At 69.3% G+C, this 14,223-nt stretch carries 16 protein-coding genes; 8 read left to right on the top strand and 8 right to left on the bottom strand.

All coding sequences use genetic code 11. The features are described from left to right. Both ACFVDI_RS27210 and ACFVDI_RS27205 read left to right on the top strand, forming a co-directional pair. A partial coding sequence (locus ACFVDI_RS27210; protein WP_378912028.1) for a biotin/lipoyl-containing protein occupies positions 1 to 486 on the top strand: 486 nt, incomplete at its 5' end. A 295-nt stretch (positions 487 to 781) separates the two neighbouring features. After that, the gene (locus ACFVDI_RS27205) at positions 782 to 1,375 is read left to right on the top strand and encodes an adenylate kinase (RefSeq protein ID WP_378912027.1); all 594 of its coding nucleotides are present in this window, start codon (positions 782 to 784) and stop codon (positions 1,373 to 1,375) included. 60 nt (positions 1,376 to 1,435) lie between these two features. Here the strand turns inward: ACFVDI_RS27205 and mftF are convergent, their stop codons facing one another. Genes mftF through mftA form a run of 7 tightly spaced genes read right to left on the bottom strand, consistent with a single transcriptional unit; the run spans position 1,436 to position 7,187 of the window. Next, positions 1,436 to 2,839, bottom strand: a complete 1,404-nt coding sequence (mftF, locus tag ACFVDI_RS27200) for a mycofactocin biosynthesis glycosyltransferase MftF (protein WP_378912026.1) — start codon at positions 2,837 to 2,839, stop codon at positions 1,436 to 1,438. Further along, positions 2,836 to 3,630, bottom strand: a complete 795-nt coding sequence (locus tag ACFVDI_RS27195; protein ID WP_378912025.1) for a mycofactocin-coupled SDR family oxidoreductase — start codon at positions 3,628 to 3,630, stop codon at positions 2,836 to 2,838. Before ACFVDI_RS27195 ends, mftF begins: the two co-directional genes overlap by 4 nt. 11 nt (positions 3,631 to 3,641) lie before the next feature. Continuing rightward, on the bottom strand, positions 3,642 to 4,313 hold the full coding sequence (mftE, locus tag ACFVDI_RS27190; RefSeq protein WP_378912024.1) for a mycofactocin biosynthesis peptidyl-dipeptidase MftE: 672 nt from the start codon (positions 4,311 to 4,313) through the stop codon (positions 3,642 to 3,644). Next, positions 4,310 to 5,560, bottom strand: a complete 1,251-nt coding sequence (mftD, locus tag ACFVDI_RS27185) for a pre-mycofactocin synthase MftD (protein ID WP_378912023.1) — start codon at positions 5,558 to 5,560, stop codon at positions 4,310 to 4,312. The genes mftE and mftD overlap by 4 nt, the downstream gene beginning before the upstream one ends. A gap of 28 nt (positions 5,561 to 5,588) precedes the next feature. Beyond that, positions 5,589 to 6,803, bottom strand: coding sequence for a mycofactocin radical SAM maturase (mftC, locus tag ACFVDI_RS27180; RefSeq protein ID WP_378912022.1), 1,215 nt, complete (start codon positions 6,801 to 6,803; stop codon positions 5,589 to 5,591). Continuing rightward, positions 6,800 to 7,087, bottom strand: a complete 288-nt coding sequence (mftB, locus tag ACFVDI_RS27175) for a mycofactocin biosynthesis chaperone MftB (RefSeq protein WP_378912021.1) — start codon at positions 7,085 to 7,087, stop codon at positions 6,800 to 6,802. Before mftB ends, mftC begins: the two co-directional genes overlap by 4 nt. Position 7,088: 1 nt before the next feature. Continuing rightward, positions 7,089 to 7,187 (bottom strand): mycofactocin precursor MftA, encoded by a 99-nt coding sequence (mftA, locus tag ACFVDI_RS27170; RefSeq protein ID WP_378912020.1) that lies wholly within the window; start codon positions 7,185 to 7,187, stop codon positions 7,089 to 7,091. 127 nt (positions 7,188 to 7,314) lie between these two features. Between mftA and mftR the strand changes: the two genes are divergently transcribed. Further along, complete coding sequence (mftR, locus tag ACFVDI_RS27165) at positions 7,315 to 7,923, top strand: mycofactocin system transcriptional regulator (RefSeq protein WP_378912019.1); 609 nt, start codon at positions 7,315 to 7,317, stop codon at positions 7,921 to 7,923. A gap of 174 nt (positions 7,924 to 8,097) precedes the next feature. On the opposite strand, the gene ACFVDI_RS27160 is transcribed toward mftR, so the two are convergent. Then, positions 8,098 to 8,760 carry a TetR/AcrR family transcriptional regulator gene (locus tag ACFVDI_RS27160; protein WP_378912018.1) on the bottom strand — a complete coding sequence of 221 codons (663 nt, stop codon included), beginning with the start codon at positions 8,758 to 8,760 and terminating at the stop codon, positions 8,098 to 8,100. An 87-nt stretch (positions 8,761 to 8,847) separates the two neighbouring features. Between ACFVDI_RS27160 and ACFVDI_RS27155 the strand changes: the two genes are divergently transcribed. The 5 genes from ACFVDI_RS27155 to ACFVDI_RS27135 all read left to right on the top strand — a co-directional run. Next, a complete protein-coding gene (locus ACFVDI_RS27155; RefSeq protein ID WP_378912017.1) occupies positions 8,848 to 9,681 on the top strand; it encodes a short-chain dehydrogenase/reductase in 834 nt (277 codons plus the stop codon). 33 nt (positions 9,682 to 9,714) lie between these two features. After that, complete coding sequence (locus tag ACFVDI_RS27150) at positions 9,715 to 10,587, top strand: alpha/beta hydrolase (RefSeq protein WP_378912016.1); 873 nt, start codon at positions 9,715 to 9,717, stop codon at positions 10,585 to 10,587. 37 nt (positions 10,588 to 10,624) lie between these two features. Then, positions 10,625 to 10,885 (top strand): SDR family NAD(P)-dependent oxidoreductase, encoded by a 261-nt coding sequence (locus ACFVDI_RS27145; RefSeq protein WP_378912015.1) that lies wholly within the window; start codon positions 10,625 to 10,627, stop codon positions 10,883 to 10,885. 659 nt (positions 10,886 to 11,544) lie between these two features. Next, entirely contained in the window at positions 11,545 to 12,858 is a 1,314-nt protein-coding gene (locus tag ACFVDI_RS27140) for an MFS transporter (protein ID WP_378912014.1), read from the top strand. 184 nt (positions 12,859 to 13,042) lie between these two features. Beyond that, positions 13,043 to 14,223 (top strand): SDR family NAD(P)-dependent oxidoreductase (locus ACFVDI_RS27135; protein WP_378912029.1); only part of this gene is annotated, 1,181 nt, incomplete at its 3' end.

Genomic DNA, 14,223 nt, shown 5'->3' with positions numbered 1-14,223 from the left:
ACCGACCCGGCCTACACCGCCGAGAACGGCTCCTTCGACGTCTACACGACCTGGATCGAGACCGACTTCGACAACCAGATCACGCCGTACGCCGGTGCTGCCGGCGAGCCGGCCGAGGACGTCGAGCGCCAGACCGTCGTGGTCGAGGTCGGCGGCAAGCGCCTCTCGGTCTCGCTTCCCGCCGGGCTCGGTGGCCTCGCGGTCGGCGGCGGCACGGGTGCCGCGAAGAAGCCGAAGCGGTCGGCGAAGAAGGCCGGCGCCGCCGCCTCCGGCGACTCCGTCGCCTCGCCGATGCAGGGCACCATCGTCAAGATCGCCGTCGAGGAGGGCCAGGAGGTCGCCGAGGGTGACGTCGTCGTGGTCATCGAGGCGATGAAGATGGAGCAGCCCCTCAAGGCCCACAAGGCCGGCGTCATCACCGGCCTGAACGCCACCGTGGGCGAGACCGTCACCAACGGCGCCGTCATCTGCGAAATCAACAACTGAAGGGATCCGGGATGACACCACCACCAGCGACTCTCCTCAGGCCCCAGTCACCTGACAACGCGAGCACGCAGTGGCTCGCGACAGCGCCACAGACCCAGCCGCGGCACTCCCGTCGCCGACTCCCATGGGGCACCGTACACATCCGAAGGAACGGCTCCCAGCGCACGGCCTGCGGAGAGCCGACCGCACTCTGGTACACCTTCTGGGATCTTCCGATCGACATGACGTCGCCCGAGACATGCCGGTCCTGCGCCCAGCACGCCCCGCGCGATCACAGAACCATGGGGGATCGTTGATGCGGATCATCATCATCGGCCCACCCGGTGCCGGCAAGGGCACCCAGGCCAAGCACATCGCCGAGCACTTCGCCGTCCCGGCCATCTCCACCGGCGACATCTTCCGCACCAACGTATCGCTCGCCACGCCGCTCGGCCTCGACGCCAAGCGCTACCTCGACGCCGGCGAGTACGTCCCGGACGACATCACCAACGGCATGGTCCGCGACCGGATCGCCGAGCCCGACGCGACCGGCGGATTCCTTCTCGACGGCTATCCCCGCACGCTGGCGCAGGTCGAGGAGCTCGACCGGATGATCCGACCCACCGGCCACGGCATCGACGCCGTCATCAGCCTCGTCGTCGACGAGGACGAGGTCGTCAACCGACTGCTGCAGCGTGCCCAGATCGAGGGACGCGCCGATGACACCGAGGACATCATCCGCCGCCGCCAAGAGGTCTACCTCGAGCAGACCGCGCCGCTCATCGACGCCTACCGCACGCGGGGCCTCATCATCGAGGTCGACGGCCTCGGTGAGATCGATGAGGTCACCGACCGCATCCTCAGCGCCTGGCACCGACACGACGCACCGAGCGACGCCGCTGCCTCCTAGGGCCCGCAGCCATCCGGCCGTACCCCTCCCGACCTGGCCGGACGGCTGCGCCTCGAGGGGCTACCCGCGTCGAGACCGCCGCACGACGCGCGGAGCGAGACAACGCACGGAGCGGCGCTCCACCGCTCCGACCCAGAGTCCGGTGCCGTAGGCGAGGTCGTCCAGGCGACGGCCGAGAAGGGTCGTGGGCCTTACGTCGCTCTCGCGGGCGGCGACGACGGAGTCGACGACGAGGGCGGCGAGGACCATGCGGCGTACGGTGCGGCTGAGCAGGCAAGCGACCAGGGTGAACGGCCACCAGTGGCGCAGCAGGAGGGCCGACTCCTGGCGAAGTGACCAGCCGAGTCCTCGGGTGGCGAGGCGGATCGCGAGGCCCGTGCGGCCGGGTACGTCCGGGAGCGCCTCAGCGACGGCACGACTCCCCCAGACCAGCGAGGCCAGTGTCGCCGGCGCCGACCACCAGCGGCCGGCGAGGACCGCTGCACCGGCAGCGGCCATGGCCGGGGAGAGTACGGCCGGGGCGATCGCGTCGCCGTGGCGGCGGCCGAGCTCGGCGCCGCCGGTGCCGTAGACGAGCTTGCGGCCGAGCCAGCCGCGGATGGTGCCGCGGACCTCGTGCCGGGCTTCGAGGTCGGGCTGGTAGCGGACGATGTGTCCGGCCTCGACCAGCCGCCAGACCAGGTCGACGTCCTCACCGACGCGCAGGTCGTCGGCGAAGCCACCGACCTCTCTCAGGGTGGCGGTGCGGGCGACGAGGCAGGCCGACGGGAGCCAGCCGACGGCTGCGCCGGGGCGGACCGAGCAGGCCCTCGTGCCGAGGGAGAGCGAGGAGGCGGCCACGTCGTGGCGCTCGAACCAGGACGGTCGATCCTTGTCGGTGTGCCCCCGGACCAGCGGTCCGGCCAGCGCAACCCGAGGGTCGGCGAGCTGGCCGGCCAGCTGCGCGAGCATCGCGGGGTCGGCGGCGACGTCGGAGTCGACGAAGGCGACGCAGGGGGTCGTGACCCGGGCGAGCCCGGCGTTGCGGGCGCCGGCGGGTCCGCGGTTGTCGACCAGCGTGAGGAGGGTGGCGCTGTGGCGGCGTACGACCTCCGCGACGGCGGCCGGGTCGCGGGAGGCGTCGTCGACGACGATCACCTGAAGCCCGCTCAGGGCGGCCAGGCAGCGGGCGAGGTGCTCGGGGCGGTCGTGGGCCGGGACGACGACGGTGAGCTCGGCGGGGTCGACCAGCGTCAGGTCCACGGGGTCGGCGAGGTTGCCGTCGAGCAGGCGGCGGGCGATGAGGTCGGTGGTCGCGTCGGCGACCCGCACCTTCCGGTCGTTGACGTGGCCGGCGGCGGCCGGGGTGAGGCGCATCGACCGCAGCGGCGAGCCACCGACCAGCGACAGGCCGCCGTCGGGTGTCGGGAGGAGGCGTACGTCATCGCGTACCTGCACCGTGAACCCGTCGGGCAGCAGCGTCATCCGCCGAAGCCTCCGTCGGCGGCGACGTCCGATCCGTTGAGCACGGCGCCGGCACGGGAGCAGGCGTGCACGACGGTGGCGGCGACCTCGTCCGGGGTGAGCGGGCGGCGCAAGAGCTGGTGGCCGGCGAGGTCGCCGGGGGTTACCGAGTAGAGGCCGGCGGTCGCGGCCAGCATCGCGGTGTCGGTCGAGCCCGGTGAGACAGCGCAGGCGGTGACGCCGGTCCCCGCCAGATCGGCGGCCAGGCCCCTCACCAGGCCGACCACGGCATGCTTCGCGGCGTTGTAGGCGGCGAGATGGAACAGGCCGCGCGAGCCCGCTGCGGAGGCGAGCGCGACGAACCGGCACCCAGCGGGGTCGGGTCCGGCGAGCATGACCGGGACGGCCGCAGCCGCCGTGTTCCAGACCCCGGCGACGTCGATCTGCCACTGCAGGTCGAGCGAGTCGTCTTCCCACAGCGGGCGGCCACCGGCGATCACCGCGGCCGCCGCGACGGCGATGTCGAGCCGCCCCCACCTGCCGGTCGCGACACCGACCGCGGCGGCGAGCGCCGCCGGGTCGCGTACGTCCCCCACGACCGGCTCCACCCACCCGGCCGGGAGCGAGGCGACGAGCGTGTCGAGGTCTGCCCTGGTGGCCTGCGGGTAGCCGGCCGGCGAATCCTCGCCGGCGCACCAGTCGAGCGCGACGACGCGTACGCCCTCGGCCACCAGGCCACGCACGCTGGCGGCGCCGATCCCGCGGGCTGCGCCGGTCACCAGGGCCACCCGGCCCGTCTGGTCTGTGCTCACGGCATCAGCCTTCATCGCGCCATGGCACCGATCTGAAGGCGGTCATAGGCGGCGAAGACCATCTCATTCAGGATCCGCTTGCCGATGTCGGCGCCGGCGCCGGTCGGGTCGCCGAGGACTCCGTTGGCCGAGACCGCCTCCACTCCCCCGGCGCGCATCTGCGACAGCAGCTCACGCAGTGGCCGGGTGTTGCCCGGGGCGGCATGCCTCAGGCGTACCCGTTCGGGCGCCAGGTGCAGCATAAGGGAGGTCTCGGTGAACCCTGCGTGCGGGTCGGCGTAGGGCACCTGGCACGGGACCCAGGCGGCGTCGCGACCCTCGGCGCGAAGGATCTTGACGCCGGCCTCGAGGCCGTCGAGATTGCCGCCATGAGCGTTGACGAAGACCACCCGGGAGGCCCAGGTGGTCAGCGACCGGCCGAACTCGACGAGCACGGTCGTCAGGGCGTCAGTGCCGATCGAGATGGTGCCGGGAAAGGACTGGTGCTCCCCGCTGGCACCGACCGGGACGGCCGGGGCGACCGAGGCGCCGGTAAGCGGAGCGAGCTCGTTCGCCACGGCGGTGGCGATGACCGTGTCAACATCGAGAGGCAGGTGCGGTCCGTGCTGCTCGGTGGACCCCAGTGGCACCAGGACCGTGCCCCCGGGCACGATCTGCGGCCACGGGCGGTCAGCGAGGCTCACGATCGGCCTTCGACAGCACCTGGCGGCATGCCGAGGGGAAGCTCGAAACCTTCGGGGATCACCAGGTCCTCCGGGGTGAGGTCGTGGACGGAGGCCTTGCCCATGCCGAGGACCGCTGAGTCGAGGCCGTTGCGGAGGACGTCGAGGACGTTCTCGACACCGGCCTGGCCGTTGGCGCCCAGACCCCACAGGTAGGCCCGCCCGATCATCACCGCACGGGCGCCCAGAGCGAGTGCCTTGGCGACGTCGGAGCCGCGGCGTACGCCACCGTCGAGGAGCACCTCGATCTGGTCGCCCACCGCGGCGGCGATCGGGGGCAGCACCCGGATCGTGGCCGGGGTGCCGTCGAGGTTGTTGCCGCCGTGGTTGGAGACCGAGATCGCGTCCACGCCCGCATCGACCGCCCGCAGCGCGTCGTCGATCCGGCAGACGCCCTTGAGCATGAACGGCTTTCCTCCACTCAAGTCCTTCCAGGTGCTCACCATCCAGGCGACGTCGTCCCAGGACGGCGGCGGCGTGGTCATCCACTCGTAGTAGGCACCGAAGAACGTGGGCGGCTTCCCCAGGCTGCCGTCGTCGGCGATCGGCGCCAGGTTGGGCGCGGTCAGGTCCGGGATGCCGCCGCTGCGGGCGTACGCGGCCAGCCACCTCCCCCGGCTCATCACCTGCGGCGCGAACCTGAGCATCGCGGAGAGGTCGACCTTCTCCGGGATCTCCGGGGAGCCCCAGTCGCGACCCATCGAGAACGACCAGTCCAGGGTCGCGATCAGCGCCTTCGCCCCGGCGGCATGCGCCCGGCGCATCCGGCGGATCATCACCTCGCGGTCACCTGTCCAATACATCTGGAAGAAGGTCGCCGAGTTGACCGCCACGACCTCCTCAACCGACTTCGAGGCGAAGTTCGACAACCCAATCACCGTCCCCCGGGCCGCCGCCGCCCGCGCGACCGCGACCTCCCCGTCGGGATGCACGGCCTGTACGCCGGTGGGCGAGATGATCACCGGGAACCCGATCTCCTGACCCAGCACCGAGGTCGACAGCTCACGCTTGTCGTGATGACCTGCCACATGAGGTGCGAGCCCGAGGTCGGCGAACGCCTGCTGGTTGTCCGCGATCGTCTGGCCCCGCTCCGAGCCGGCCAGCAGTGCTGCGTACACGGGCTTCGGGAGTCGCTTGCGGGCACGCTCCTGCGCGACCGCGACGGACTCGAACCACGGGTTCTGCTTCCACGGGTTCTTCCAGGCCATCTCTGTTTCTCGCTTCTGTTCTCAGGGGTCAGTTCGGGACGAAGCCGGCCAGCGGCGACTCGGCGCACGCACTCACCGGCGGCGCCATCATCCCCGCGTCCGGGCGGCGCCGGGAAAGGGTCAACAGCACCGGCGCGTTACGGCTCGGCGTGCTGTGGGAGTGGTCCTGGCCGACCGCGGGGATGGTCCGGGCACCCGCCAGCGCGGTCTCGCCGTAGCCCTGGACGCACTCCGGGTCCGGCCCGTCCAGCGGCAGGCCGGTGAAGAACTTCGCGGCCATGCAGCCACCGCGGCAGGAGTCGTAGTGGGCACAGCCGGAGCAGGCGCCACCGGTCTGCGGCTCGCGCAGCTCTTGGAAGAGGCTCGAGGTCTTCCAGACGTTGTCGAAGCCGCCGTCGGTCAGCACGTTGCCGGCCAGGAACTGGTCGTGGATCGCGAACGGACAGGCGTAGACGTCGCCGACCGGGTCGATCAGGCACACCACCCGACCGGCACCACACAGATTCAGACCCGGCAGCGCACCGCTGCCGTCCTCGGGACCGAAGGCGGCCAGGTGGAAGAAGGAGTCGCCGGTGAGCACATGGTCGCCGTTGGCGACGAGCCAGTCGTAGAGCTCCCGCTGCTGCTCAGGTAGCGGATGCAGTTCGTCCCACACGTCCGCACCGCGGCCGGAGGGACGCAGCCTGGTCAGCCGCAGCGTCGCCCCGAACCTGTCCGCGATCGCCTTGAACGCGTCGAGCTGGCCGATGTTCTCCCGGGTGCAGACCACGCTCAGCTTGGCGTCTCGGAACCCCGCCTCGTGCAGGTTGCGCAGCGCGGTGATCGCGGTGTCGTACGACCCGGTCCCCCGCACCCGGTCGTTGACCTCGGCCGTGGCGCCGTCGAGCGAGATCTGGACGTCGACGTAGTCGCTCGCGGCCAGCCACCGCGCCCGCTCGGGAGTGAGCCGGACACCGTTGGTCGAAAACTTCACCCCGACGTCGTGGGCGACGGCGTACTCGACCAGGTGCCAGAAGTCGGGGCGCACGGTCGGCTCGCCGCCGCCGATGTTCACGTAGAAGACCTGCATCCGCTGCAGCTCGTCGATCACCGCCTCGCACTGCTCGGTGCTCAGCTCACGCGGGTCGCGCCGGCCGCTGCTCGAGAGGCAGTGCGCACACTCCAGGTTGCACGCGTACGTCAGCTCCCAGGTCAGGCAGATCGGCGCGTCCAGGCCGAGCTCGAAGTGCTCCACCAGCTTCATCGTCTCGCTCCCTGCTCGACAGGTCGGATCATGTCGGTCCGGGCGAGGCCGGAGAGCGCAGCGACGTACGCAGCGTGCTGGCCCTCCGGCACCCCGGACGCCACCAGCGCACCGTGTACGTCCGGGTGCGACCCCAGGGCACGCACGACCGCCACCAGCTCGGGACGCTTGAGGAAGGTCAGTCTCCGGTTCCCGAAGTGGTAGGCCAGCGCCCCGAACGGCTCGGGACGCAGCGCCACCGACGGCGACAGCGCCCAGGCGCTGTCCAGGCTCACGGCAGTCATCTCAGTAGACGCCGCACATGCCGTCGATCGAGACCTCCTCGATCAACGACTCCTCGGTCAGGACCTCGTCCACGACATGGGTGGTCTCCTCAGGGTTCATGACAGCTCTCCTTCATCTCCGGGTCGACGTGACCCGCACCACATTAATGACACTCAAGGCCAAAAACATAGAGATGTGCCGGAACAAGCGATTCTTTTGCCCAGATGGCTGCTGTAGATTGCGACAGGTGCCCACCAGCCCCGCCCCCACGACGCGGCGCTCGCTGCGCGGCCGCCCCGCCGCGACGTCGCACGCGGAGATCGAGCAGGCCGCCTTCCAGCTCTTCGTGACCAGGGGTTTCGAGGCCACCACCCTCGACGACATCGGCGAGGCGATCGGGGTGGGCAGACGCACCATCACCCGCTACTACCCCTCCAAGAACGACATCCCGTGGGGACAGTTCGACCGGACCCTCGACGGCTTTCGCGAGATCCTGCGCGCCATGCCCCGAGATCTCCCGCTGCACGAGGCGGTCCACCGCGGCGTACTCGCCTTCAACGACTTCCCCACCGACGCCAGCCCCAGCCACCGCGACCGAATGTGCCTGATCTTGACCACGCCGGCGCTCCAGGCCCACTCGGTGCTGCGCTACGCGAGCTGGCGCGAGGTCATCGCCGAGTACGTCGCCGAGCGCACCGGCCTCGCCCCCGTGGACCTTCTCCCTCAGACCATCGGGCAGGTCTCCCTCGCACTCGCCCTCACCGCCTACCAGGCATGGCTCGCCGACGAGAACGCCTCGCTCCCCCACCTGCTCGACGCGACGATGGCGCACTTGCGCGACTACCTCGCGGACTGACGCCAGCCATTAAAGGCCGGCAGCAACGGAGGTGCCCTGTCCGATCATGCGCTACCGAGGCCGGTTGGATCCGCAGGGACAGCCAGCCGAGTGCTTGACACGCATCCACGGTGCACAACCTGGCTTACACGCTCTGTGCGCGACGCACGAGACGCTAGGCCCAGAGCCTGGTTGTCATGGTCGGCGCAGCCCTTCCAAAGCGAGACTGGCGAAGGTCGTCAACATGCCGTCTATCTGAGGCTCGGGGACGCACAGGGCACCCGGGCGCCACGCCATGGCCAGGATGCCGTTGATCGCTGCAGTCAGGGTCACAGCAACCTCGTCAGGATCGAGGTCGCGCCGAAACACCCCGCTTTCGACACCTTCACGGATCGTCGCCGCCAGCTTTGCGCTCTGCATCGCGTAGAGCTCGGCAAGGCGTTCGGCCGCCTCGGGCTCGTCCTCGGGCTCGACCAGCACGCGGAACTCATACGGGCGTTCGCGGGCGAACCGCGCCCAGGCGCCCGCGACCAGCCGGAGCCGCGCCTCGGGCAGGCCTTCGGCGGCGTACGCGGCGTCCATGTACCCGCGGCTTTCCTCCATGGCTTGCTCCGCCACCGCTATGAGGAGCGCCGACCGGTTCCCCACACGGTTGTAGATGGTCTGCACCGCAACGTCCGCGCGCTCGGCCACCGCCTCCAGCGTCAGGGCCTCCATGCCCTGGGTAGCGACGATCTCCCGCGCCGCATCGACCACGGAGCGCCGGTTCGCTGCCGCTCTCCGCTGGGTCCGCGTCAGAGCCGGGACCGCGTCACCGTCGATCGGGGGGTCGACTGGGTCTACAGCGTCCAGGGTCATGACCGGATGGTAGCAGCCACAAACTTGGAACCTCTTCCATCTTTGTGACCGATGCCATATTCTTCAGGCGACCCGCAGGAGGAAACCATGCCCACTCTCAAGCTCGCAGGCGCCACCGTCCTCGTGACCGGCGCAGCGTCCGGCATCGGCGCCGCGACGGCCCGAGCCCTCACCTCAGCGGGCGCCAACGTTGCGCTCGTCGACCTCCACCAGGAAGCCGTTGATGCTCTCGCTGCAGAGCTCGGCTCCCGAGCGTTCCCGGTGGCGGCCGACGTCACCGACCTTGTCGCCATGGAGACAGTGGTGGACAAGGTCGTGGCTCAGTTCGGTGTGCTCGATGTGTGTTTCGCGAACGCCGGGATCGCAGCAAAGAAGCCGGCCACGATCAAGAGCAGCAGCGTGGAGGAGTTCGAACGCATCGTCGAGGTGGATCTGCTCGGTGTGTGGCGCACGGTGCGCGCGTGCCTTCCCGCCGTCACCGCGGCCCGGGGCCACATCCTCATGACGGCTTCGGTGTACGCGTTCTACAACGGGATCGGCAACGCTCCCTACGCAGCATCGAAGGCTGGTGTCGAAGCCTTCGGCCGCTCGCTGCGCGGCGAGCTCGCTGGCACCGGCACCACCGCCGGCGTACTGTTCCCCGGTTGGGTCGACACGCCCATCATTCGCGCATCCCACGATGACGAGGTCACCAAGGAGGTCATTCGCCTCGGCAACCCGGGAGTCCTCGGCAAGCCTGTCTCGCCCGACCTGATCGCAGCGGCCGCCGTGCGCGGCATCGAGAGGCGCAGCGCCCGCGTCATCGCACCGCGCGTATGGGTTCCGTTCTTCGTCGCACGCGGCGCATTCGGTATCGCCTCCGATGCACTCATCGACCGCCACAAGCGGATGCAGAGCCTGCTCCGCCGGATCGACGGCTGACCGACTCCCCGTACCCAGAAAAGGAAGAGCACCATGACCCGTCAGGACATCACCTTCACATCCGGCGACGTCCGCTGCGCCGGATGGTTCTACCCAGCCGGACCCGACCCCAGGCCAGCGGTCGTCATGGCCCATGGGCTCGCGGGCATCAAGGAGATGCGCCTGGACGCGTACGCCGAGCGCTTCGCCGCAGCCGGCTACCACGTCCTGGTCTTCGACTACCGCCACTTCGGGGCCAGCGAAGGGCAGCCTCGACAGCTGCTCAGCATCCGCCGACAGCACCAGGACTGGGCCGCGGCCGTCGCCTACGCGCGATCACGCCCCGAGGTCGACGCGACCCGGATCGTGCTGTGGGGCTCCTCCCTCTCCGGCGGACACGTCCTGTCCATGGCCGCGGAGCTATCGGCGGCCGCCGTCATCGCTCAGGTCCCCCACACCGACGGTCCGGCCGGAGTCATCGCGCTCGGGCCGCGGCAGGCGACCCGCCTCGCGGGCCACGGCCTCCTCGACATCGCCAAGGCGGCCGTCGGCGCCGCCCCGCACTACGTGCCGGCGTCCGGGTCGCCGGGGTCCCTGGCGCTCATGACCGCCCCGGAAGCCGCCGGCTACCTCTCGCTCGTCCCCGCGGGGCAGGCATTCGACCAGCGTGTCGCAGGCCGCTTCGCGCTCGCGATCCCGCTCTACTCCCCCGCCCGTGCGCTCAGAAACCTGACGATGCCGGCACTCGTCCAGGTCGGCAGCCGCGACGAGACCACGCCGCCGGGGCCCGCCATCCGGGCCGCCGGCAAGAACCCGCGGGTCACGTGCTCCACTCACGAAACAGGACACTTCGAGCCCTACTCAGGCGAGCAGTTCGAGGCATTCGTCACCGAGCAGATCGACTTCCTCCAGCACGCACTCGCCTGACTGCCCAGCGCCTCTCGCACCGCGCCGAACTAGCTCAATGGAGAGCACCACGTCCCCGACTATCGTGATCACCGGCGCCGGCGCCGGCGCCGGAATCGGAGCAGAGGCCGCGCGCCAACTCGCCCGCGAAGGCTGGACGATCTGCGCGACCGACATCAACCCGACCGCCCTCGCCAACCTCAGAGAAGAGCTTGGCGAGGACCATCACTACGCCCGGATGGACGTCACCGACGCCGACGAAGTCGGCTCCGTCATGGCGGAGCCGACGGCCGTGACGGGGCCTTCGACGCGCTGCTGAACAGCGCCGGCCTCGCTTTCATCGACAAGTTCGGAGCCCATCGCCAAGCGCGCCATCACAGTGCGCCGGTCGAGCCCAGGCCGAGCGGATCGGACGAGAGCCCACCATCTTCCGCACCCATCTGGAGCATGCCTGGGCGAATAGGCGCGGAGACTTGCTATGGATAGCCGGTCACGGCGCGATCGTGGGAGTGGCCGCCGGGCTCGGCGCCTGGCGCTGACCACACGCAAATGACTCGCTGACCGATGTTGCTCTGCGCTGCGCGGCCAATGCTCGTTGTCGGTCGGCGCGCTCGGCATCGGTTCGCGGGCCTGGTCCGAGTGGAAGGTTGCTGCTGATCTGATAGCGGTCGCGGTACGCCACGACGGTCGCCGCACAGGTCGTCCAGGCACGGCCGGCAGCGGGGGCGGTCGGCGGGCTGCCGAGGCGGCGTAACCAGCTGAGCCGGCGGTCAGCGCCTCTTCGGCAAGTGCGGCGGCGCGATTCTCGATGAGCTCTCTGCGTTGGTACAGCGCTTCCCTCATCTCGGGATCCATCGGGCCGTTCGCTCCGGGGATCGCCGTTGCGGCGTTCGCAGTGGTGCCGCGAATTGCGACATTCTCGCGCGGCGTCGTCGATGGATGGTATGCGACACACAACGGCGGACCGAAGGGCTGACCATGACCACGGATACCAGGACCGAAACCGACAGAAGTCGGATACGGAAGATCGCGACTGCAGCCCTGACTGCAAGCACTCTCGAGTGGTACGACTTCTATGTCTACGGCACGGCGGCGGCGCTGGTCTTCGGGCCGCTTTTCTTCTCCGGCCTCGGCGACGCCGCGGGCACCTTGGCCGCGTTCGCCACCTTCGGTGTCGGATTCGTCTTCCGCCCCGTCGGCGGCCTCATCTTCGGTCACTTCGGGGATCGGCTGGGGCGCAAACGACTGCTTGTCGTGGCCATGTTGATGATGGGAGTCTCGACCTTCTTGATCGGATGCCTGCCGGGTTTTGCAGCGATGGGTCTCGCGGCCCCGCTCTTGCTCGTCTTCCTGCGGGCGATCCAGGGAATTGCGGTTGGGGGCCAGTACGGCGGCGCGATGCTGCTCGTCACCGAGAGCGCTCCCGCCCATAGACGCGGTTTCTACGGCAGCTTCGCCCACATCGGACCGTCACTCGCGGTGATCGTGTCGAACATGGTGTTCCTGGTCGTCTCCAGTGCGATGTCGCCGGACGCGTTCGCCTCATGGGGCTGGCGCATCCCGTTCCTGTTGAGCGCACTCGTGATCGCTGCGGGCCTGTTCATCCAGCTTCGCATCGAGGAGACCGACGACTTCCAGCGGCTTCAGGCGCACAAGAAGGCCCCGGCGAGCGGCCGGCCCGCGCAGCAGCGCTCGCCGCTGCTCACCGCGATTCTGACCCACCCGAAACAGATCCTGCAGGCCGGCGGCATGATCCTGCTCGTCCAGGTCTACTACTACACCCTGATCGTGTTCACGATCTCGTACGCGACGTCCAGGGGCATGAGCCAGTCGGTGATCCTCACTCTTGTACTGGTTTCGAGCGCGGTCACGGTCGTCAGCATTCCGCTGTTCGCCGCTCTCTCCGACCGGACCGGCCGGAAGAAAGTCATCGTCCCGGCAACGGTCTTCAGCATCGTCTCAGTCGTCCCGTTCGTCATGTTGCTGCAGACGTCTCAGACTGTCCTGACCCTGGTCGCGCTCATCATCCCCGGTCTTGCTCTGGGAGCCATGTACGGGCCGATGGCAGCCTTTTACTCGGAGATGTTCAGCACGGGCGTGCGCTACTCGGGCGCATCGACGGGATATCAGCTGGGCGCGGTCCTCGGCGGCGGCTTCGCCCCGCTCATCGCCACCGCCCTGTTCGAGGGCACTGGCTCGTTGTGGGCGGTCGCAGCCTACATCGTCGTCGCGGGGGTCCTCAGCCTGATCGCCGTGCTGACCGCGAAGGACAACTATCACCCGGCTGCCTAGGCGTCCGTAGCCACGGCAAGGCCAGCTGAGTTTGGTCGGCGGTCACCACACCTCGCGTGTGGTGACCGCCGTGCGGCGTATTGAGCCCCATCTGACATTCATCGCAGAGCACTCTGATCTGCGTCACGAAATCCCGGTCGCGGGACGCCCGTCTCCTGCGGCCGCGGCGGAGACCGAGCAGACGATGAGTGATCAGCGAGTAGCCATCGTGACCAGTGGCGTACGAGGACTCGGAGCCAGCATCACGACATTGCTGGCAGGTCAGGGCGTTCCTGTCGCCGCGGGTTACAGCAGCAACCGAGCTGCCGCCGACGCGGTGACAGCCCAGGCCAAGGCGGACGGATCCTCGGTCTCGATCCACCAGGGCAACGTCGGCGATCCGCGTCGTGCAGGAGGTCCTGGACCGACAAGGACGCGTCGACTACCTGGTCAACAACGCCGGCATCACGATGGACAGACGGTGGCGCAGGTGAGTATCGAGGACTGGTATGCGGTGATGCGGATCAACCTGTCCGGCGCTTTCTACATGACGAAGGCGGTGCGAGACCACATGGCGGCGAAGCAGTTCGGCCGCATCGTGAACATCAACTCAGTCGTGGGAGAGACCGGGATGAGGAGCCAAGCGCCCTATGCCGCGTCAAAGTCCGGAATGGTCGGTTTCACGAAGAGTTTGGCCCCGGAAGTGGCACAGACGAGATCACCGTCAACCGCGTCACACCCGGCCATGTTCAGCCAGTCGATCAGTCGCGGGTGCAGGACCCTGTTCGCCGAACGACCGATGACCAAGCCCAGATGGCCTGCGTCCGGCTCCAGCGTCTGGGTATCTGTTGACCCGACAAGCTCGACGATCGGACGCGCACAGCCGGGCGGGACGACTTCATCGCACAACGTGAGCACGGCGAGCAGCGGAAACGTGATCGACTTGAGATCGACGCGAGCACCAGCGAGCCAGAGATCGCCAGTCATGAAACCTGCTGGGCTACACCCCGCGGCATGGGCACGTGGTCGCTCGTCCATCGAGCAATGGCCTGGTGTGCGCCGACATGATCCGCGTCATCCAGCCGCTCGAGCAGGGAGAGCAGTCCGGCCGCACCCGCGGGTCACGCAGGGGCTCGAGCTGGCTCGGCATCTTGTCCCAGTCCACGCCGTTGTCGCCTGGCGACCTCGAGCGAGCACTGCGAGACGCTGTCCGCAAGGCGCATGCCAAACCCGGGTGCCTCCTCTATGCCAGGAGCCGGACTGCGTGCTGCCTCGTGCTGAGCGGAGCGCTTGCTCGAGGACGTGCCGTCCCCGGCCCGGCGGCGCTTGTGTACCACGTCGGACAGCCGCCGAGCGCGTGGCCGCCCGCCGACGACCGTCGGCGGG

Source organism: Nocardioides sp. NPDC057767, from assembly GCF_042798275.1.
Classification (GTDB): domain Bacteria; phylum Actinomycetota; class Actinomycetes; order Propionibacteriales; family Nocardioidaceae; genus Nocardioides.
This window is presented reverse-complemented; position numbering and strand designations above follow the sequence as displayed.